The following is a 17,562-nucleotide window of genomic DNA, read 5'->3' on the forward strand; positions in this document are numbered from 1 at the left end:
TCAGGTCTCCAGGGGGGCGGTGAAAGGGACGAATTCGACGACCTCCAGCTCGAAGCCGGATACCGCCTTGTAGGGGCCAGGGAAGCTCATCAGGCGCATTCTACGCACGCCCAGGTCGCGCAGTATCTGCGCGCCGACACCGAGGGTGCGCTGCGGGAAGTGCGGATGCCGCAGGCTCGCGCCCTGGGCCAGTTGGTCGAGGATGGCGGCGGCGCTTTCCTGCTGGGCGAGCAGCACCAGCACGCCTTCTCCTTCGCTGGCGATGCGCGCCAGGGAGCGGTCCAGGTTCCACTGCTGGGGACCGCGCGGCGGCTCGCCGGCGAGCAGGTCGCGCAGGGTTTCCACCGCCTGCACGCGCACCAGCGCCGGACGCGCCGGGTCGATCTCGCCACGGACCAGCGCCAGGTGCAGCACGTCCTTGAAGTCGTCATGGTAGGCGCACACGCGGAACGGGCCGTGGCGGGTGTCGATGCGGTACTCGGCGCTGCGGCTGATGGTGCCCTCGTGGAGGATGCGGTGGTGGATCAGCTCGGCGATGCCGCCCATGCGCAGGTCGTGGCGCGCGGCGAAGGCGCGCAGGGTCTCGCCGCGGGCGTTGTCGCCGTCCTCGTCGAGGATGCCGGCGAGCAGTGCCGCCGGTTGCAGCCCGGCCAGGCGCGCCAGGTCGCAGGCCGCCTCGGCGTGGCCGGCACGGCTCATCACCCCGCCCGGCAGGGCGCGCACGGGGAACACGTGGCCGGGGCTGACCAGGTCGCCCACGCGGCTCGCCGGGTCCACCGCCACCTGCACGGTGCGCGCGCGGTCGGCGGCAGAGATGCCGGTGGTGATGCCGTGGGTGGCCTCGATGGAGACCATGAAGCCCTGCCCTTCGCCACGCGTGGCAGCGGTCATGGGCTCCAGGCCCAGCTCCGCGCAGCGCTCGCTGGTCAGGGCCAGGCAGATCAGCCCGCGGGCTTCGCGGGCGAAGAAGTTGACGGCGGCATCGTCGACGAACTCGGCGGCCTGCAAGAGCATGCCGTCGCCGCCCTCGTCCTCGCCGTCGACCAGCACCACCGGCTGGCCGCGGCGCAAGGCTTCGATCAGGTGCAGCGGACTATCCAGGGTCATGGGCGGTTCTCCTCAGGCCAGCGCGGCGCGCAGCCAGGCGGTGGCTTGGCCAAGGTAGGCGGCGGCACGCGGGACGAAGGGCGCGAAGCTGGCGAAACCATGCAGCATGCCTTCGCCGCGCACCAGGCGCACTTCGGCGCCGGCGGCACGGGCGCGCTCGGCGAAGGCTTCGCCCTCATCGCGCAGCGGGTCGCATTCAGCGCTTAGCAACAGGGTCGGCGGCAGGCGGCCAAGATCGTCGGCGTGCAGCGGCGACGCCAGCACATCCAGCGGCGCCGGCCATTGCCCCAGGTACTGGCGCCAGAACCACTGCATCATCTGCGCCTCGAGGAAATGGCCTTTGGCGAAGTCGCGGTAGGAAGCGCTGTCGCACGCCTGGTCGGTCACCGGATAGAACAGGCAGAGCGCGCTAACCTGCGGGCCACCGCGGCGGGCGAGCAGCCGGCTGGCGGCGATGGCCAGGTTGCCGCCGGCGCTGTCGCCGGCCAGGCCCAGGCGGCTGGCGTCCACGCCCAGTTCGGCGGCACGCGCGACCAGTTCGCAGGTGGCTCGATGGCAATCCTCGGGCGCCGACGGGAAGGGCGCTTCCGGGGCCAACCGGTAGGCCACCGAGACCACCGCCGCGCCGCTGCCCAGGGCCAGGCGCCGGCACAGGTCGTCATGGGTGTCGAGGGTGCCGGCGACGAAACCGCCGCCGTGGAAGAACACCAGCAGAGGCAGCTCGGCCCCGGCAGTCGGGCGATACAGCCGCGCCGGCAGGTCTCCGGCCACGGACAGCTCGCGGACTTCGGCCAGGGCCAACGGCTCGCCCTGGGCCAGGCCCTGATCGGCGAAGCTGCGATAGGTGGGCGCGTCGAGCTGGGCGAAGTCCAGGGCGAAGGCGCCGGCGAACTGGTCGAGAAGGCCTTGCATGTGCGGATCGAGGGCCATGGTCGCTCCTTAGAATTCGGCCAGCTGGAAGACCGGATTGGTCCCGTCGAGGATGCTTTGCGTGCGTGCCTGCAGGGCCGGCTTGAACTGCGGGTGCGGCAGGATCCAGAAGCGCTTCTCGTCGATCGCCTGGAACACCAGGGCGGCCAGCTCTTCGGCCGGCATGCCCTCGCGGATGCTCTGCTCCAGCTGTGCGCCAAGCGCCGCGGCAGCGCCCGCGCCGGCCTGGTCGGAGGCCATGATGCGGCTGGCCACCGGCCCCGGGCAGAGCACCGACACGCTGACCGGCGCACCAAGCGCGGCCAGCTCGTGGTGCAGCACTTCGGAGAGCGCCACCAGCGCCTGCTTGGTCACCGTATAGGCGGCGAGGAAGGGGCTGGCGACCAGCCCGGCCATGGACGCGGTGTTGATCACATGGGCCGGGCGGCCCTGCTCGAGCAGGGTCGGGACGAAGGCGCGCAGGCCGTTGATCACGCCCAGCAGGTTGATGTCGAGCATGCGCCGCCACTGCGACTCGCTGAGCTCCCAGCTGGCGCCGGTCTGCATTACCCCGGCGTTATTGAACAGCAGGTCGACACCGCCGAAGCGCTTCAGGGCCGCATCGCGCAACGCCTCCATTTCGGCCGCGCTGGCCACGTCGGTGGTACGCGCCAGCACCTCGCTGCCCCGGCTACGCAGTTCTCCGGCCAGGGTCGTGAGGCGCTGCGGGTCGCGGTCGGCCAGGACCAGGCGCATGCCCAGCTGCCCCGCGTGTTCCGCCAGGCCGCGGCCAATGCCGCTGGCGGCGCCGGTGATGACCGCCACGCGGCCGGCTTGCTGCTCGCTCATCTGTACTCCGTTTGTCGTTCTTGTCGGTTCGGCTGCGGGCACTTATGGCAGCCAGGCCAGGTGCCGGCATCGTCCACCCGGACTAGCACGCCGGCCTCGTCCATTCAGACGATGCCGCCAGCGCCCCGGCTTGGAGAATCGCTCGCAGGCTCTGCCGCCACCCACCTTCTGCCTGCGGCGAACCGACGGGAGAACAACAATGAGCACGCTGCACCGAATCGAAGTCCGCCCGCTGCAGGATCGCTACGCGCGCGGCTGGCACTGCCTGGGCCTGGCCAGCCAGTACCGCGACGGCAAGGCGCACCGCCTGGATGTCTTCGGCACCCGCCTGGTGGCCTTCCAGGGCGAAGATGGCCAGCTGCGGATTCTCGACGGCTTCTGCCCGCACATGGGCGCCGACCTCAGCGGCGGCTGCGTCGAAGGCAACGGCCTGCGCTGCCCCTTCCACGAATGGCGCTGGGGCGCCGACGGCGTCTGCGACGATATTCCCTACGCCAAGCGCATTCCGCCGAGGGCGAAAATCAAATCCTGGGCGGTCAGCGAACAGAATCACCTGCTGTTCGTCTGGAACGACCCGGAAGGCAATCCGCCGATCGCCGAGCAGGCCATTCCGCGCCTCGACGCCTGCTACGACGGCGAGTGGGCCGAGTGGGAACTGGCCGAGCTGAAGATCGAGACCAACTGCCGCGAGCTGGTGGACAACGTTGCCGACATGGCGCACTTCGACAGCGTCCACGGCGCCCCGCTGGACTTCTTCAGCAACCACTTCGAGGCGCACATGGCGACCCAGGTGATGCGCGGCCGCAGCGCGCGCCTGTCCGGCGACAGCGAGCTGCGAACCGTGGCCACCTACTACGGCCCGGCCTACCAGATCACCGAAATGACCGGCGCCATGAACGGCCAGCCGATCCACTCGATCCTGCTCAACTGCCACGTGCCCATCGACCAGCACAGCTTCACCCTGCGCTACGGCGTGCTGGTGAAGAAGGTGCCGGGGCTTTCCGACGAGCAGAACCGCGCCATCGCCCAGGCCTACGTGCAGCAGGCACGCGAGGCCTTCTACGAGGACGTGGCCATCTGGCACAGCAAGACCCGCGTGGACAACCCGCTGCTGTGCGACGGCGACGGTCCGGTCTACCAGCTGCGCAAGTGGTACGAGCAGTTCTACACCGACGTCGCCGAACTGCCGGCGGGCCTGGCCGAGCGCAAGGACTTCATCGTGCTGGAGTCCCAGGCCGAGCCAGCCTGACCATCCGTCCCCGCCTTGGCGGGGAGGATTGCCATTTTCCGAAAGCGCCGCTTACTCTCCGGGCGCTTTCCACTACAAAAATAAGAAATGGTTTTACCGATGGCACATTCGTTTTCCCTCGACAAGTTCAGCGTGATGCTCGGCAACCTCTACCAGGGCCCCCTCGAGCCCACGCCGTGGCAGTCCTTCCTGAACGAACTCAACCAGTTCTTCGAAGCCAAGTACGTGACCTTCATCCTTCGTCCGCCCAGCGACGAGGACAACGGTCTGATGGTCAACAGCAACGGCAGTTCGGCCGAGGTCGTGGCCTCGTACAACCAGTACTATTTCAACCTCGACCCCTTCGTCGACCTGCCCAACGGCCAGGTGGTGACCCTGGAGGAGTTCGTCTCCCGTGAAGCCTGGCTGAGCTCGGAGTTCTACAAGAACTTCATGGAACCGGTGGGCGTGTTCCACATCCTCGGCGCCGACATCCGCACCAGCGACGGCGCCCTCTGCCGCATCCGCGTCAGCCGCGGCGTCGAGTCGCCCGGCTTCGTCGATGCCGACAAGGCCCTGCTGGCGCACTTCGTGCCGCACCTGGAACGCTCGGTGGCGCTGCACACGCAGATCAACCGCATCGAGACCGAACGCAATCTCTACGCCGGCGCAGTGGACCAGTTCGCCGTCGGCACCATCATCCTCGACGAGGCCGGCAAGATCCTGCAGACCAACCAGGTCGCCGACCAGCTGCTGCGCGAGAAGGACGGCCTGAAGATCAGCGCCGACAGCCTGCAGGTCGGCACCCCGCGCGACTGCCAGGAATTCCGCCGGCTGGTGAAGCAGGCGCTGCAGTCGCAAAAGGGCGGACAGCCCTCGGTGGTCGAGGCGATGCGTGTACAGCGCCCCTCCGGCCGCGCCGACCTGGGCATCATCGTGCGCTCGGTGCCGCTGAGCGAATGGAACGAAGGCAAGGCCTGCCCCTCGGTGGTGATCTTCGTCAGCGACCCGGAACAGGAGTCCCGCGCGCCCCAGGAGATCGTCAAGGCGCTCTTCGACCTGACCCCGGCCGAGGCGCAGCTGGCCATGCTGCTGGCCAACGGACTGACCCTCGACGAAGCCTCGGACGAGCTCGGCATCAGCCGCAACACGGCGCGTGCGCACCTGCGTTCGACCTTCTCCAAGACCGGCGTGACCCGCCAGACCATGCTGGTGCGGCTCATTCTGCGCAGCGTCGCCACCCTGGGTTGAGGGCTAGTCCATGTGGACGATTTACTCTGCCAATGCCGGCGTTAGCGTGAAGACCGAAGCCTGCCTGGCGAGGTCTGCCGTCATGTCGAAATTCGCTCCGTTGCTGATCCTGTTCATCCTCGGCGCCAGCCTGGCCGGGGCCCACCTGACCCTGCTGTTGCACGAGCAGGCCGAACAGCTGGCCATGCTCAACGCGCGCCAGGCCTACGGCGTTCCCTGCGCACCGGGCGGCGGCCCACGCCTGTTGCCTTGACACGAGGCCGCAAGCGGCGGCGATAGCCTTTGCAGGCTGTCTGCCGCCAGGCTCCCCCGATCTGCTTCGCGCCGCCCGGACATGCCCTTCCGGACACCGGGCGGGCTACTCCCATCGGACGATTCGACGCTCCCTCCCGCCGGCTAGCCTGCGCCTCCCCCCTTAGCGAAGAGGTTTGCCGCATGCAACGCTCGCAGAACACCACGGCGGAAGCGGAAATGGCCCTGGCGTCTTCCGCCCAGCCGCCACGCCACGACAGCTCGGCGACGGCCCCCGACCAGCGCCAGGCCTGGCTCCTGGTCCTGGGACTGGCGCTGGTGCTCTGTGTCGCCTTCGGCACCACGCTCAATTCGCTCAGCGTCTTCATGCTGCCGATCACCACGACATTCGGCAGCAGCAATGCACAGGCCGGCTTCCTCGCCACCGCCTTCATCTTCAGCATGACCCTCGCCACTCCGGTGGCCGGCTGGCTGCTCGACCACGTGGCGCCCCGCGCGGTGATGGCCAGCGGCGCCGGCATAACCGCGCTGGCCTACCTGCTCGGCGCACGCAGTGCGGACATTGGCCAACTGACCCTGGCCATGGCCCTGGGCGGCGCCGGCATCGGCGCCTCGACCTACGTACCGGCCATCACCCTGGCCACCCGCTGGATAGCTCCCCAACGCCAGGGCCTGGCCTTCGGCGTGCTGCTGGCGGGCGCCTCGGTGGGGGCGGTGCTGTTCCCCATGCTGCTCACCGAAACCATCGCCGCCCAGGGTTGGCGCGGCGCCATGCAGGCCATCGCGGTTCTGCTGCTGGTCGTCTGCCTGCCGCTGCTGCTCTGGCTGGCGCGAAATCCCGCTGCGCCGGCTGCGGGGCATCATCAAGCGAGAAGCGCCGAACAGGGGCTGGGCATCGCAGAAGCCCTGCGCACACCGCGCTACTGGTGGTGGGTGGCCATGCAGACCCTGCTGATCCTGAGCAGCATCGGGATCTTCATCGGCCTGGTGCCCTACCTGGTGTCCGCCGGCTACTCGGCGACCAGTGCCGCTGCCATCCTCGCCGCCACCAGCGGCGCGGCCATGCTCGGCAACTTCTTCTTCGGCCTGCTCAGCGCACGCTTCGACGCCCGGAACATCCTGCTGCTCGGCACGCTCGTCGGCGCGGCGGGCCTCCTCTGCCTGCTGGGCGCCCCCCTGCCGAAGCTGGGCATCGGTGCCATCGCCCTCTTCGCCCTGCTCTGGGGCGGCACCTTCAACCTGGTCAACCAGCTCGCTCCCCTGCTGCTGGTGGAGGCCATGGGGCAACGCAACTTCGGCAGCCTGCTGGGCATCGGCAACCTGGTCTCCGGCCTGGTCGCGGCGTTTGGCCCGGAAGCGGTCGGCTACCTGGTCGACGTCACCCACTCCTACACCCTGGCGATTCTGGCCTGCGTCGCGCTGATGCTGGCCGCGCTGCCGTCGATCGCCACGCAGCGCTCGACCCCGAGCTAGTGCAACTCGCCGCTCACGAATGGCCGCTGGCAGCCTGCAATGCTTCGGCGGCCTGCGCGCCCAGGATGTAATAGGCGCGCTTGCCCACCACCTGCTTGTCGAGGATCTTCAGCGGCGGCGCCGGCGGGCTCAGGCTCTCCATCACCGCGACATGCGTGGGCGACTGGCGCAGGAAGCTCAGCAGCGCCGACGGATCGTCCAGCGCCGGCAAGCGACTGCGGGTATAAAACACCGCCGCGCCGGCCAGGCGTTCGCTGGGCTGATAAAGCACCACGGACTGCCCTTGCGCCTCGCGTTGCTGGATTTGCGTCACCAGCGGCACGAAGCCTTCCTCGCGATCCTCACGCGGCTGCACCTTCACCGCCACGCCCAGGTAGACGAGCAGCGCCAGGGCGAAGACGCCGACCTGCGCGGCCCTCAGGTAGCGCCGCTCGCGCCAGCGGGCGAGCCACAGGCTGCCGTATTCGGCGGCGATCACCGCCGCGGCCGGGCTCAGCGACATCAGGTAGACCATGCGTTTGCTGGAGGCCAGGGTCAGCAACAGGAACTGCGCCACCAGCCAGACGTAGAAGAACAGCAGCTGACGGTCGCCGCGCACGCGCCGGCGGAAGTGCCAAAGGCCCAGGTAGGTGAGCAGGTTCCACGGCAGGAAGGCCTCGGGCAGCTTGCCCAGGTAGTAGTACCAGGGCTCGAAATGCCCGGCATCGACGAAGGAGCCGTTGAAGCGGCCGACGCTGTTGGCCCAGAGAATTTCGTGCAGCCCCGCCAGGCCCTGTTGGCGATACAGCGCGCCCAGCCAGAACAGCAGCGGCAGCATGCCGAGGAAGGTCCAGCTCAGCGGCCGTAGCCAGTCGCGCGGCTGAATGCGGCCTTGCTGCACGCTCTCGATGAACAGGTAGACGAAGATCACCACGCCGGGCAGCGCCAGGCCCAGCAGGCCCTTGCTCAGGCTGGCGATGGCGATGCCGAGCGAAAACAGCGGCCAGGCCGAAGAGTCGTCACGCTGGTCCAAGTGCGCCCGCAGGAATGACAGCAGCGCAAGGCTCACGCCCAGGCACAGCAGCGCGTCCTCGCCCACCTGCCGCACGTTGCCCCAGAAGCTCGCCATGGTCGCGAGCATCAGTGCGGCCAGCAGCGCCAGTGCGGTCGAACGGCCGAGGTAGCGCAGCATGCCGTAGAAGACCATCACGCAGCCCAGCCCGGCCAGCGCCGAGGCCAGCCGCACCGCCAGCTCGGTGGGGCCGAACAGGTGCATGGCGGTCACGTCCAGCCACAGGCTCAGCGGCGGCTTCTCCAGGAACGGCTGGCCGTTCACCCGCGGCGTCACCCAGTCGTGGTCAAGCTGCATCTCCATGGCGATGCCCGCCACGCGCGGCTCGGTGGAGCCCTGCAGTTGGTGGTTGCCGAGGGCGATCAGGAACAGGGCCGCGCAGAACAGAAGCAGGACCAATCCGGTCCGACGTTGGTGCATGGGGGCGTGCCTCGGGAGCGTGTTCGCAAGAGCCCGAGTCTGTCACCCGCCACATTAATGCCAGATGAACGCCGTGCTCCCTGTGCGCCCTTATCCCTCCGCCTCCTGTGCCCAGTTCAGCGCTTCCAGCGCGGCGGCCACGTGCACAAGGTTGTCGTCCAGCGGACGCGGCAGCAGCTCTTGCGCCCGCACCAGGCGGCGCAGCAGCGTGTTGCGGTGGGTGTGCAGGCGTTGCGCGGCCAGCGTCGCGTTGCTGCCGCAGGCGAGGAAGGTCAGCAGGCTGCGGCGCAGTTGCGGCGAAGCGGTAGCCAGCTGGCCGAGGGTGTGCGCGACGAAGCGCTGGTTGGCCTTGGGATCGCGGGTCATCAGCGAGACCAGGCGGATGTCGTCGAAACTGACCACCCGCGCGCGCGACTGCAGGCGCCCGAGCACACGTTGGGTAGTCAGCGCATCCAGGTGTGCGCGACGGAAGCCCTCGATGCCCTCCCCGCCGCTGCCGATGGCCAGGTGCACCGCGGGCAGCTTGCGGATCGCCGCCTGCAGCATCGCCTGGTCGATGGGCTGCGCCCCGGGAATCCACACCCAGAGCGTGGCCGCGCTGGCGAACACGGTCAGCGAACGCCGAGCCCCGGCGCAGCGGACCAGCGCGGCGGCCGCGCTTTCCAGGGTCGCCAGCTCCGTATCGGCCTCCTCGCTCCAGATCACCGCCGCGTGATGGGCCTGCTCCAGGCCGTAGCCCAGCTGGCGGCCGGCCTGCGGGACGTTGACCGGCCGGCCCTCGATGATCGCCGTGACCAGATCGCGCCGCTCGACATGGGAGTCACGCAGCAGCGCCTCGCGCTCGTTGTTCAGGAACTCCGCGAGCAGTTCGAGGCTGGCGCCGATGAAGTCGCTGATCGAACGCGACGACACCTCCAGTAACCCGCGCAGCTCCGCAGGGTCCGAAGTCAGCTCGAAGGCGACGCCCATCCACTGCTGCCAGGCCGTGGCCTGGGCCGCGCGCGAGGCGTTGAACAGCAGCTCGGTCTGGCCACGCTGCAACAGCTCGCGGGCCACGTTGAACTCGTCGGCGGGAATGTACGGCGGCACCGGCTCGCCGGGCCGCTCGATGTTTGCCCGCGCCCAGTGGATCAAACTGAAGCGCGCCGCTCGCCGCGAAGCGGACATCAGCACCGGGTCGTCGGTGAGGGATTTCATGCTCCTGGGCGACAGGCCGGCCAGGTCGATCTCCTCCAGCCACTCGGCCGGCGCGGTGAGTACATGCTCGGCGCCGCGGCGCAGCAACTCACGCACCCGAGGCGTCTGCGCCGGCCATTGGCCGGATTGTGGGCTGGGAAAAGTCAGCTGCATTCGCAAGACCTCGCTGTAGGAAAGCGCCGGAATCTGATGCAAATAGCACCATAGAGCCTCAATTCTGGTTCGTTTTATACCTTGCTGCACAAGGGGATTGTCAAAAACACTCTCGTGATCCTGAACCCGCTACGGGAGTAGCCCATGACGGTCCAGCAGTCCCCGGCCATCGAACACCTCGATGTGCTGATCATCGGCGCCGGACTCTCCGGCATAGGCGCGGCCTACTACCTGCAGCGCGACCTGCCGGGCAAGCGCTACGCCATCCTCGAAGGGCGCGCCGCCAGCGGCGGCACCTGGGACCTGTTCCGCTACCCCGGCATCCGCTCCGACTCGGACCTGTACACCTTCGGCTACGAATTCAAACCCTGGCGCAGCGACGAGGCCATCGCCGACGCCGCGCAGATCCTAGACTACCTGCGTGAGACTGCCCACGAGAACGGCATCGACCGGCATATCCGCTACCAGCACAAGGTGAAGAGCGCCGACTGGTGCAGCAAGAGCGCACGCTGGACGGTCACCGTCGAGCGCACGGACACCGGCGAAGAGCAGCGCCTCACCTGCACCTGGCTGTTCTCGGCGGCCGGCTACTACCGCTACGACGAAGGCTTCACCCCGCGCTTCGAGGGCATCGAGCAGTTCGCCGGGCAGGTCATCCACCCGCAGCAGTGGCCGGAAGACCTCGACTACAGCGGCAAGCGCGTACTGGTGATCGGCAGCGGCGCCACCGCCGTGACCCTGGTGCCGGCGATGACGCCCAAGGCCGCCCACGTGACCATGCTGCAGCGCACGCCCACCTATGTGATGAACATCCCGCAGAAGGACCCCATCGCCCTCCTCCTGCGCCGCCTGCTGCCGGCCAAACAGGCGCACCAGCTCACCCGCTACAAGAACGTGCTGCTCACCCGCGGCATCTGGCTGCTGTGCCAGAAATACCCGCGCTTCGCCCGCCGGCTGATCCGCTTCCTCAACAAGCGCGAACTGCCCGAAGGCTACCCGGTGGACGAACACTTCAACCCGCCCTACAACCCCTGGGACCAGCGCCTGTGTGCGGTGCCGGACGGCGACCTGTTCAAGTGCATCAGCGAGGGTTCGGCCGATATCGTCACCGACCGCATCCGCACCTTCACCCCGCGCGGCGTGGCGCTGGAGTCCGGCAAGGAGCTCGAAGCGGACATCGTCATCACCGCCACCGGGCTCAACCTGCAGCTGTTCGGCGGCATGCAGATAGCGGTCGACGGCGAGCCGGTGGACTTCGCGAGCAAGGTCGCCTTCAAGGGCATGATGCTCGACGGCCTGCCCAACTTCGCCTTCGCGGTCGGCTACACCAACGCATCCTGGACGCTCAAGGTCGGCCTGCTGTGCGAGCACTTCTGCCGCCTGGTGGGCTACCTCGACGAGCACGGCTACGCCTTCTGCTACCCGCAACTGCCCAGCCCCGACATGCCCACCCGCCCGCTGCTCGACTTCGGCGCCGGCTACGTCCAGCGCGCCCTGCCGATGCTGCCGCGGCAAGGCATGGGCGCGCCCTGGCTGATGTCGATGAACTACCTGGAAGACGCCAAGGTGCTGCGCCGCGGCCCGGTGCTCGACCCCAACCTGCGCTTCGCGGTGGCCGGCACTCCGGTTTTCCCGGCCGACAACGCCAGCTTCCAGCCCGCCCCGGCCTGACCCCGGCGCAACGCACCTCCTTAACGGCCAGGACAACAACAATGAAAAGCTTCGCCAACAAGGTCATCGTCATCACCGGCGCGGGGTCGGGCATGGGTCGCGCCTACGCGCTGGAATTCGCCCGCCACGGCGCGCGCCTCGCCCTCAACGACTACGACCCCGCCGGCCTCGCGGAAACCGTGCAACTGCTGCAAGGTTCCGACGCGGGGACGGTGTTCAGCCAGGCCTGCGACGTGGGCGACCGCGATGCGATGTACGCCTTCGCCGCCGACGTGAAGCAGGCGCTGGGCAACGCCCACGTCATCATCAACAACGCCGGCGTCGGCGGTGGCGGCCAGCCGGTCTGGGCGATGACCGACGCCGACTACGAACGCACCCTGCGCATCAACTTCTTCGGCGTGGTCCACGGCACCCGCGCCTTCCTGCCGCAGCTGCTGGCCAACGGCGAAGGAGCGATCGTCAACATCTCCAGCGTCTTCGGCCTGGTCGGCACGCCCGGCGCCTCGGACTACTGCGCCTCCAAGTTCGCCGTGCGCGGCTTTACCGAATCGCTGATGGTCGAGCTGGAGGAAAGCCCGATCAGCGTGCACCTGGTCCACCCCGGCGGCATCCGCACCAACATCGCCAAGGGCGCGCCCAACGGCGAGGAGTTCACCCGCAAGTTCCTCAAGACCGACCCGGCCTACGTCGCCACCGAAGTGATCCGCTGCATCCGCAGCGGCAAGCAGCGCATCGTCCTGGGCCACCAATCAGGCCAGGTATGGCTGCTGTCCTGGGCGCTGTCGCTGGAAAGGCGCAACCGCCTGCTCTACCGGATGCTCAAGGGCATGCTCGACCCCGGCCAGTACGACCGCGTGCGCCGCCGCGCCTCCTGAAACAGAACACGCCACGTCCAGACCACAAGAACGAGAAGCCCAGATGAACGCCAAGATCAGCGACCCGGACCGCATCACCCCACGCGAGCACATCGACTTCCGCCTGGACGCCAGCATCCCCCGCTACTGGTACGAGAACGACCCGTACAAGACCCGGCTCATGGACGGCATGCAGATGTACTTCCCCGACGGCGAACGCTACTTCATCACCTGCGTGCGCCCCTACCGCGGCATGATCACCGACCCGGTACTGGCCAGGCACGTGAAGGACTTCACCCGCCAGGAAGGCCAGCACGGCATCGCCCACACCCAGTTCAACGAACTGCTGCGCAAGCAGGGCCTGCCGGTGGACCGCATGCTGGAATACCAGGAGGCGCGCAACCAGCACCGCCTCAAGCGCTTCTCCAAGGACTACAACCTGGCGCTGACCGCCGCCTTCGAACACTTCACCGCCCTGCTCGCCGAAGGCTTCTTCACCCGCAAGGAAGTGATGGCCGGGGCGGACAAGCGCGTGAAAGCCCTGTTCGCCTGGCACGCAATCGAAGAGATGGAACACAAGGCGGTGGTCTTCAACGTGATGACCACGGTGGCGAAAGTCGGCTACTTCAAACGCTGCGCGGCGATGCTCCACGCCACCTGGGACATGACCCACGAAACCTACCGCAGCACCGACGCCCTGCTGAAAGCCGACGGCTTCAGCTGGCTGCAAAGAAAGCGCATGTACATCGCCCACCTGCCCTGGATGTACGGCCGCAAGGGCGTGTACAGCACCTTCACCGGCAAGATCATCCAGTACCTGAAACCGGGCTTCCATCCGGACGACATCCCGGTGGTGCACAACTACCCGCAATGGGTCGAGGCGTATGCGCGCAATGGCGATCCGGGGGAGGCTTGCGAGGCGATGGTGGCGGCGGCTTATTGAGGGGCGGCATTTGGGGCGCGGGATTCGCGCGCCCTCTGCGCTCAAGAAGCAAGGCCGGCACGACGGGCGTCGTGCCGGCCTTCTTCATTTCGGGGGGACAGCGGGCGTGGCGGCGACTTATTCAGCGTCCGGGGCGATCTGACCGTTGGCCGGATCGACCTCGCCTTTCCACAGCCACAGCTCGTATTCGGGGAAGGCCTTGAGCAACTCCTCCAGGTCCTCGATCCGGGCTTTGACCTCAAGGTTGGTGGCCACCGTCTGCCACCGCCGACGCTCGATGTTGGTCGCACCAGCCAGCTTCGTAGCGCCAAGGTAGCGAACCAGTGTTCTTAGACGGTGCTCGATCATTGCAGCAGGCACCAGTCGGCCGCTATTCCCCATCGGTCCCCGACTGCGCAGCGTCATGCTCGGGACTGGTCTGGCCGACTTCCGGTGCCGTGTTGCCGCTCGCGAGCCACAACGCGTACTGGGGATAAATCTGCACGAGCACATCGATCTCTTCCGTGCTGACCCGAACGGCGCCCTTGCTGACGCTCTTCCAACGCTCGTAGTCGCCGCCCTGAAGACTGGCCTTCTTCGGGCCAATCATCTTGATCAATAGCCGTGCCCTATCAGCTGCCGTGCTCATATAGAAATTAATTCCAGAGAAATTGTTGCCCCGAAACGACGAATAGGGAAATAATTTCTCCGGGGACATTATTTCCCTAGCCGCCCATGGCTAAGCGTCGAATAGTGAAGGAACGAACCTGCAACGGGAAGGGCAAAGAGCCCTGCGTCCGCAACCCAGTCACGCCCGCCGCACGGGTAAACAGGACCCGGAAAACCACTCAAGGAGGAAACCCATGGCCCACTTCGAACTCCCCAGCGCCATCGCCCTGCTGGGCAAAACCGTAGAAGTCGAACTCACCTGGGAAGAAGACCCGCAACCTCTGGTCTGCCAAACCCGCATCGTCGGTCTGGCCATAAAAGTGGAAGGTATCTACGAAAACCCGCACTTCCTCACCGTGGATATCGACGAGCCGTCGCGCTACCCGGAGGAATTGTTCTGGTCGCAGATTCGGGGGTTGCGGGTAATTTAAGAAATCTTCCTTGAAATAGCTTCGGAGACAAAAGAAATGATTGGCGAGCATCAATGCCCCCGAAAGATCACAACTTATGCAGTCAGGCGCTCGTTCCAGGCATCTGTATATTGGATGTTTCCATCGACAATTAGCCAGGTGATTTTTTCATACTGCAAACTGACGCTTTCAACGTGATTCATCTTGTCATTACCAGCCAGCTTAACATTAGGCACACCGCAGTTTACGCCGGTAATTTTCACATTTTCCATCAAGACGGTGTAATAGCAAACTTCCTGCCCTGCATCGTTAATATGGTAGAACTTTATTTCTGCGCTCTTTAGCGTCTGACCTGTCGCAGCGGCCTTATAGAAATAGGGAGTGGAGCAATCCACTTCCTTTTCGATCATCATGGAGGAATGCTGGCGCGTGCCAGTAATCTTACCGTTGGCGCTGTCCACTGGCAGGTTAACACCGTGACTTAACCCGATGACCTCTATGCTACCTTCTCGGCCATGAACATCCACAGACCCTTTAATGTCTGCACCACCATCATCCTTTAACCACATATACGGAGGGATTGGCATGTCACTTGCTCCTTGCTTTTTCGATAAACCTTATAACCAAAATATAAATTGCAGTCGTAATAGAAAAAACGGCGATCACTGAGATATAAAAATACAGATCATAGAAATTATCCGCCCCTATCTCGCCAGCGCCATAAATCACATGACCTATCCAGACCGCCAAATCATGGTCGAGCCATACTTCTGGACTCCCCAATGTGCGCCCGACAACCAGAGACAGAAGTAGATAGAGTGCAACCTTGGAAACTCTACGGACAAGTGTTGTTATCGCCACTGGCTATCACCTCAACCCATCCACGAGCCATTAGCGATTTCATGCAAGGGACTTGCATCGGTGTCGTTCTCATCAAGGCATTTCTGATGAGTGCATAATCCGAGTTATGCGCAATGGTTATGCACCCTTCGGAGACTCGGCCAGGGTGAAGCCTGAACAGCCCACGCTTCACACCATTAATCCAGGCACTATCATCAATACTCCAATCATCCTTGTACAAGGCAAACCACTCGTCACGCCCGAATTCAGCCCCATGGAAGAGTTTATTGTATAAATCTTGAGATTGAGCTTTAACCCAGGAGCCAATACCACCCGCCCCACGCTCTACGATCCAATACTTACCGGGCGGTAATGGACCATCGTTGGGTATGGCCGCGCATGCACCTTTATTCCGGTAAACCCCATTACCAGAGAACGCCGCAAATACACCAACGCCGTACAGATTAAACGGAGCGTAATCAGCACCACTTAGAACCAGCTTTCCGTGCAGAGCCATTCAACCAACCCAAAGAGTGGACGTACTTATTTTTCTACTCCAAACCACTGGCGATCAATTGGTCCTAATGCCGCACCTAAAGAAATCAAAAAAAGAGGCGCAGATTTAATTAGCCACCGTAATTTTGGTAACTCAGGCAGCTTTGGAGCCAAGAACAAATCTGAACCTCATATAGACGTGCCAGGCTCGATAGGAACGGCCGGCTGACTCAAAAGACATATGCAGGAGTCACGGCGACGGCCTCAGCAAAGCAGCAATATTCCCCCGCGAACGGAAGATCAGCACACACAACGCGCAAGCGCCGATAGCCCGCCAAACGCTGACCGTCTGCTGATAAAGAATGATCTCCAGGCCGCTGATGGCCATGCTTGCGCCCAGCAGGCTGGCCAGCAGGGAAATACCCAGGCGAAACCGTGAGTCGCCGCGGCGGTAGAAGATCATGCGGGTGGCGCCGACAAGGTGCCCGCGCCGCAATCAGGCCACCGAAGCCCCGCGCTTGCGCTGTTGCTTGACCCGGTACATCTCGCGGTCGGCGAGTTTGATCGCCTCGTCTGCATCGATGCCATCCGCCAGCAAAGCCACGACCCCGACACTGGCGCCGCCGTACTGGATGTCCGTGCCGCTGGCCAGTGCATAGCGCCCCACCGTGGCCTTCGCCAGCCGGCCTTGCAACAGCCTGGCAGCCAGCTCCATGTCCTCCGCCAGCGTGCCTTGCCCGGCAAGGTTGCCTAGCGCACAGACGACGAATTCGTCGCCGCCGGTGCGCCCAAGGACGTCGCTACCGCGCAGGCAATCCTTCAGGCGCTCGGCAATCTGGCTGAGGAACTGGTCGCCGGATTGGTGGCCATGGTTGTCGTTGATCTGCTTGAAGCCATCGAGGTCGATGACAGCGACCAGGATGAAGCGCCGCTCTCGCCGGGCCATCGCCAGCAGGCGCGGGATTTCGCCGAGGATCGCGCGGCGGTTGTACAGCCCGGTCAGTGCATCTGTCAGGGCCAATTGGGCGAGCTCGGAGTTGAGCACCTGCAGGCGATCGACCAGGACCTCGCGCTCCAGCGAATAACCCAGCAGCCCGGACAGCAGCGAGAGCATCGGCTCTATCTGCTCATTGCGCGCCACCTTCATCGCGCTCGCAGCGCACACGGTGCCCAGGACGCGACCGTCCTGCGCCCGAATCGGCGCGCTGACATAGGTGCGGATGCCCAGCGCGCGGGCCGCATCCGAATCGCCCCAACACCCGGAAACATCGTCGGTGTAGGCACGCCCCTCGTCGAGCGCACGCTTGCATAGAGTGTCTTCCCACGGCACCTGCAGCCCTTCGGGGATCTCCATGTCGCCGTCATTGCGGGCGAACTCCACGCGCTGCACGCCCTGCTCCAGGTCGATGGTCGTCAGGTAGGTCGACTCCATCCCGGTCACCTGACCCAGCAAGGCCAGCAGCGGCCGGGTCAGCTGCTCCAGGCTCTTGGCTTGCGGAACGGTCGTGGAAAGGAACGAAAGCAGTTGATCCATGAAGAACTCTCTGGGGTGGGCGTGCCTGCCAATCATCATCAACGCGAAGCTTGCGCGCTAGCTTCACCAGCGCTTTGGCTGACGGTCAATCAGGACATTTCCCTAGCAGCGAACTGCTGCCAGCGACCGAATAAAGCAGACATGCCAGACGCGAAGTCGCTCAAGCTCGCGCATTGCACGGGAGCCCCTCGGAAACCACAGCGAGCGAGAATCTTGGCCAGCGTTTGGAAGGCCAGCCTGCACCAACACCTTTCCGCCCCCAGAAAAGCAAAGCCCC

General features: G+C 65.5%; 19 protein-coding genes. 8 read left to right on the forward strand and 11 right to left on the reverse strand.

Annotated features, from left to right (window positions below):
* From PKB_RS21360 to PKB_RS21370, 3 genes are read right to left on the reverse strand one after another with little or no spacing between them, the layout of a single operon-like run.
* The gene (locus PKB_RS21360; RefSeq protein WP_043254311.1) at positions 1 to 1,107 is read right to left on the reverse strand and encodes a 3,4-dihydroxy-2-butanone-4-phosphate synthase; all 1,107 of its coding nucleotides are present in this window, start codon (positions 1,105 to 1,107) and stop codon (positions 1 to 3) included.
* Positions 1,108 to 1,119: 12 nt separating this feature from the next.
* The gene (locus PKB_RS21365) at positions 1,120 to 2,037 is read right to left on the reverse strand and encodes an alpha/beta hydrolase (protein ID WP_043254313.1); all 918 of its coding nucleotides are present in this window, start codon (positions 2,035 to 2,037) and stop codon (positions 1,120 to 1,122) included.
* 9 nt (positions 2,038 to 2,046) lie between these two features.
* Positions 2,047 to 2,865, reverse strand: coding sequence for an SDR family NAD(P)-dependent oxidoreductase (locus tag PKB_RS21370; RefSeq protein ID WP_043254315.1), 819 nt, complete (start codon positions 2,863 to 2,865; stop codon positions 2,047 to 2,049).
* A 199-nt stretch (positions 2,866 to 3,064) separates the two neighbouring features.
* Between PKB_RS21370 and PKB_RS21375 the strand changes: the two genes are divergently transcribed.
* The 4 genes from PKB_RS21375 (at position 3,065) to PKB_RS21385 (ending at position 7,069) form a co-directional block, all read left to right on the forward strand.
* Positions 3,065 to 4,114: a 3-ketosteroid-9-alpha-monooxygenase, oxygenase component gene (locus PKB_RS21375; RefSeq protein ID WP_043254317.1), complete on the forward strand. Its 1,050-nt coding sequence runs from the start codon at positions 3,065 to 3,067 to the stop codon at positions 4,112 to 4,114.
* Positions 4,115 to 4,213: 99 nt separating this feature from the next.
* The gene (locus PKB_RS21380; RefSeq protein ID WP_043254318.1) at positions 4,214 to 5,344 is read left to right on the forward strand and encodes a helix-turn-helix transcriptional regulator; all 1,131 of its coding nucleotides are present in this window, start codon (positions 4,214 to 4,216) and stop codon (positions 5,342 to 5,344) included.
* Between the two features lie 82 nt (positions 5,345 to 5,426).
* Positions 5,427 to 5,597 (forward strand): hypothetical protein, encoded by a 171-nt coding sequence (locus tag PKB_RS29670; RefSeq protein ID WP_156958056.1) that lies wholly within the window; start codon positions 5,427 to 5,429, stop codon positions 5,595 to 5,597.
* Between the two features lie 182 nt (positions 5,598 to 5,779).
* Positions 5,780 to 7,069 carry an MFS transporter gene (locus tag PKB_RS21385; protein WP_197539234.1) on the forward strand — a complete coding sequence of 430 codons (1,290 nt, stop codon included), beginning with the start codon at positions 5,780 to 5,782 and terminating at the stop codon, positions 7,067 to 7,069.
* 13 nt (positions 7,070 to 7,082) lie between these two features.
* On the opposite strand, the gene PKB_RS21390 is transcribed toward PKB_RS21385, so the two are convergent.
* Entirely contained in the window at positions 7,083 to 8,540 is a 1,458-nt protein-coding gene (locus PKB_RS21390; RefSeq protein ID WP_052355351.1) for an ArnT family glycosyltransferase, read from the reverse strand.
* A gap of 90 nt (positions 8,541 to 8,630) precedes the next feature.
* A complete protein-coding gene (locus PKB_RS21395) occupies positions 8,631 to 9,890 on the reverse strand; it encodes a PucR family transcriptional regulator (protein ID WP_156958057.1) in 1,260 nt (419 codons plus the stop codon).
* 144 nt (positions 9,891 to 10,034) lie between these two features.
* Here PKB_RS21395 and PKB_RS21400 point away from each other — a divergent pair, with 144 nt between their 5' ends.
* From PKB_RS21400 to PKB_RS21410, 3 genes are read left to right on the forward strand one after another with little or no spacing between them, the layout of a single operon-like run.
* A complete protein-coding gene (locus PKB_RS21400; protein WP_052355352.1) occupies positions 10,035 to 11,561 on the forward strand; it encodes a flavin-containing monooxygenase in 1,527 nt (508 codons plus the stop codon).
* A 41-nt stretch (positions 11,562 to 11,602) separates the two neighbouring features.
* A complete protein-coding gene (locus tag PKB_RS21405; RefSeq protein WP_043254319.1) occupies positions 11,603 to 12,436 on the forward strand; it encodes an SDR family NAD(P)-dependent oxidoreductase in 834 nt (277 codons plus the stop codon).
* A gap of 43 nt (positions 12,437 to 12,479) precedes the next feature.
* Positions 12,480 to 13,358 carry a metal-dependent hydrolase gene (locus tag PKB_RS21410; RefSeq protein ID WP_043254321.1) on the forward strand — a complete coding sequence of 293 codons (879 nt, stop codon included), beginning with the start codon at positions 12,480 to 12,482 and terminating at the stop codon, positions 13,356 to 13,358.
* A gap of 117 nt (positions 13,359 to 13,475) precedes the next feature.
* Here the strand turns inward: PKB_RS21410 and PKB_RS21415 are convergent, their stop codons facing one another.
* Together PKB_RS21415 and PKB_RS21420 are read right to left on the reverse strand one after the other, a co-directional pair.
* Positions 13,476 to 13,706, reverse strand: a complete 231-nt coding sequence (locus PKB_RS21415) for a hypothetical protein (protein ID WP_043254323.1) — start codon at positions 13,704 to 13,706, stop codon at positions 13,476 to 13,478.
* A gap of 22 nt (positions 13,707 to 13,728) precedes the next feature.
* The gene (locus PKB_RS21420) at positions 13,729 to 14,055 is read right to left on the reverse strand and encodes a DNA-binding protein (protein ID WP_339325522.1); all 327 of its coding nucleotides are present in this window, start codon (positions 14,053 to 14,055) and stop codon (positions 13,729 to 13,731) included.
* A gap of 145 nt (positions 14,056 to 14,200) precedes the next feature.
* Here PKB_RS21420 and PKB_RS21425 point away from each other — a divergent pair, with 145 nt between their 5' ends.
* Positions 14,201 to 14,437, forward strand: coding sequence for a hypothetical protein (locus PKB_RS21425; protein ID WP_043254326.1), 237 nt, complete (start codon positions 14,201 to 14,203; stop codon positions 14,435 to 14,437).
* Positions 14,438 to 14,511: 74 nt separating this feature from the next.
* Here PKB_RS21425 and PKB_RS21430 read toward each other — a convergent pair whose 3' ends face one another.
* The 4 genes from PKB_RS21430 to PKB_RS21440 all read right to left on the reverse strand — a co-directional run bounded on the left by PKB_RS21430 (position 14,512) and on the right by PKB_RS21440 (position 17,285).
* The gene (locus PKB_RS21430) at positions 14,512 to 15,003 is read right to left on the reverse strand and encodes an Hcp family type VI secretion system effector (RefSeq protein ID WP_043254328.1); all 492 of its coding nucleotides are present in this window, start codon (positions 15,001 to 15,003) and stop codon (positions 14,512 to 14,514) included.
* A gap of 248 nt (positions 15,004 to 15,251) precedes the next feature.
* On the reverse strand, positions 15,252 to 15,773 hold the full coding sequence (locus PKB_RS29280) for a DUF2778 domain-containing protein (protein ID WP_084166685.1): 522 nt from the start codon (positions 15,771 to 15,773) through the stop codon (positions 15,252 to 15,254).
* Between the two features lie 228 nt (positions 15,774 to 16,001).
* Positions 16,002 to 16,247, reverse strand: a complete 246-nt coding sequence (locus PKB_RS21435) for a phage holin family protein (protein ID WP_043254330.1) — start codon at positions 16,245 to 16,247, stop codon at positions 16,002 to 16,004.
* A complete protein-coding gene (locus PKB_RS21440; RefSeq protein WP_043254332.1) occupies positions 16,248 to 17,285 on the reverse strand; it encodes a sensor domain-containing diguanylate cyclase in 1,038 nt (345 codons plus the stop codon).
* Positions 17,286 to 17,562 lie beyond the last annotated feature (277 nt).

It is taken from the genome of Pseudomonas knackmussii B13 (assembly GCF_000689415.1).
GTDB lineage: Bacteria > Pseudomonadota > Gammaproteobacteria > Pseudomonadales > Pseudomonadaceae > Pseudomonas > Pseudomonas knackmussii.

Bases quoted from the DNA above. Each gene is read 5' to 3' on its own strand.
- PKB_RS21375 (WP_043254317.1), top strand. From the start codon at position 3,065: ATGAGCACGCTGCACCGAATCGAAGTCCGCCCGCTGCAGGATCGCTAC.
- PKB_RS21420 (WP_339325522.1), bottom strand. From the start codon at position 14,055: ATGTCCCCGGAGAAATTATTTCCCTATTCGTCGTTTCGGGGCAACAAT.
- PKB_RS21410 (WP_043254321.1), top strand. From the start codon at position 12,480: ATGAACGCCAAGATCAGCGACCCGGACCGCATCACCCCACGCGAGCAC.
- PKB_RS21425 (WP_043254326.1), top strand. From the start codon at position 14,201: ATGGCCCACTTCGAACTCCCCAGCGCCATCGCCCTGCTGGGCAAAACC.
- PKB_RS21415 (WP_043254323.1), bottom strand. From the start codon at position 13,706: ATGATCGAGCACCGTCTAAGAACACTGGTTCGCTACCTTGGCGCTACG.
- PKB_RS21395 (WP_156958057.1), bottom strand. From the start codon at position 9,890: ATGCAGCTGACTTTTCCCAGCCCACAATCCGGCCAATGGCCGGCGCAG.
- PKB_RS29280 (WP_084166685.1), bottom strand. From the start codon at position 15,773: ATGGCTCTGCACGGAAAGCTGGTTCTAAGTGGTGCTGATTACGCTCCG.
- PKB_RS29670 (WP_156958056.1), top strand. From the start codon at position 5,427: ATGTCGAAATTCGCTCCGTTGCTGATCCTGTTCATCCTCGGCGCCAGC.
- PKB_RS21390 (WP_052355351.1), bottom strand. From the start codon at position 8,540: ATGCACCAACGTCGGACCGGATTGGTCCTGCTTCTGTTCTGCGCGGCC.
- PKB_RS21430 (WP_043254328.1), bottom strand. From the start codon at position 15,003: ATGCCAATCCCTCCGTATATGTGGTTAAAGGATGATGGTGGTGCAGAC.
- PKB_RS21365 (WP_043254313.1), bottom strand. From the start codon at position 2,037: ATGGCCCTCGATCCGCACATGCAAGGCCTTCTCGACCAGTTCGCCGGC.
- PKB_RS21380 (WP_043254318.1), top strand. From the start codon at position 4,214: ATGGCACATTCGTTTTCCCTCGACAAGTTCAGCGTGATGCTCGGCAAC.
- PKB_RS21360 (WP_043254311.1), bottom strand. From the start codon at position 1,107: ATGACCCTGGATAGTCCGCTGCACCTGATCGAAGCCTTGCGCCGCGGC.
- PKB_RS21385 (WP_197539234.1), top strand. From the start codon at position 5,780: ATGCAACGCTCGCAGAACACCACGGCGGAAGCGGAAATGGCCCTGGCG.
- PKB_RS21400 (WP_052355352.1), top strand. From the start codon at position 10,035: ATGACGGTCCAGCAGTCCCCGGCCATCGAACACCTCGATGTGCTGATC.
- PKB_RS21405 (WP_043254319.1), top strand. From the start codon at position 11,603: ATGAAAAGCTTCGCCAACAAGGTCATCGTCATCACCGGCGCGGGGTCG.
- PKB_RS21370 (WP_043254315.1), bottom strand. From the start codon at position 2,865: ATGAGCGAGCAGCAAGCCGGCCGCGTGGCGGTCATCACCGGCGCCGCC.
- PKB_RS21440 (WP_043254332.1), bottom strand. From the start codon at position 17,285: ATGGATCAACTGCTTTCGTTCCTTTCCACGACCGTTCCGCAAGCCAAG.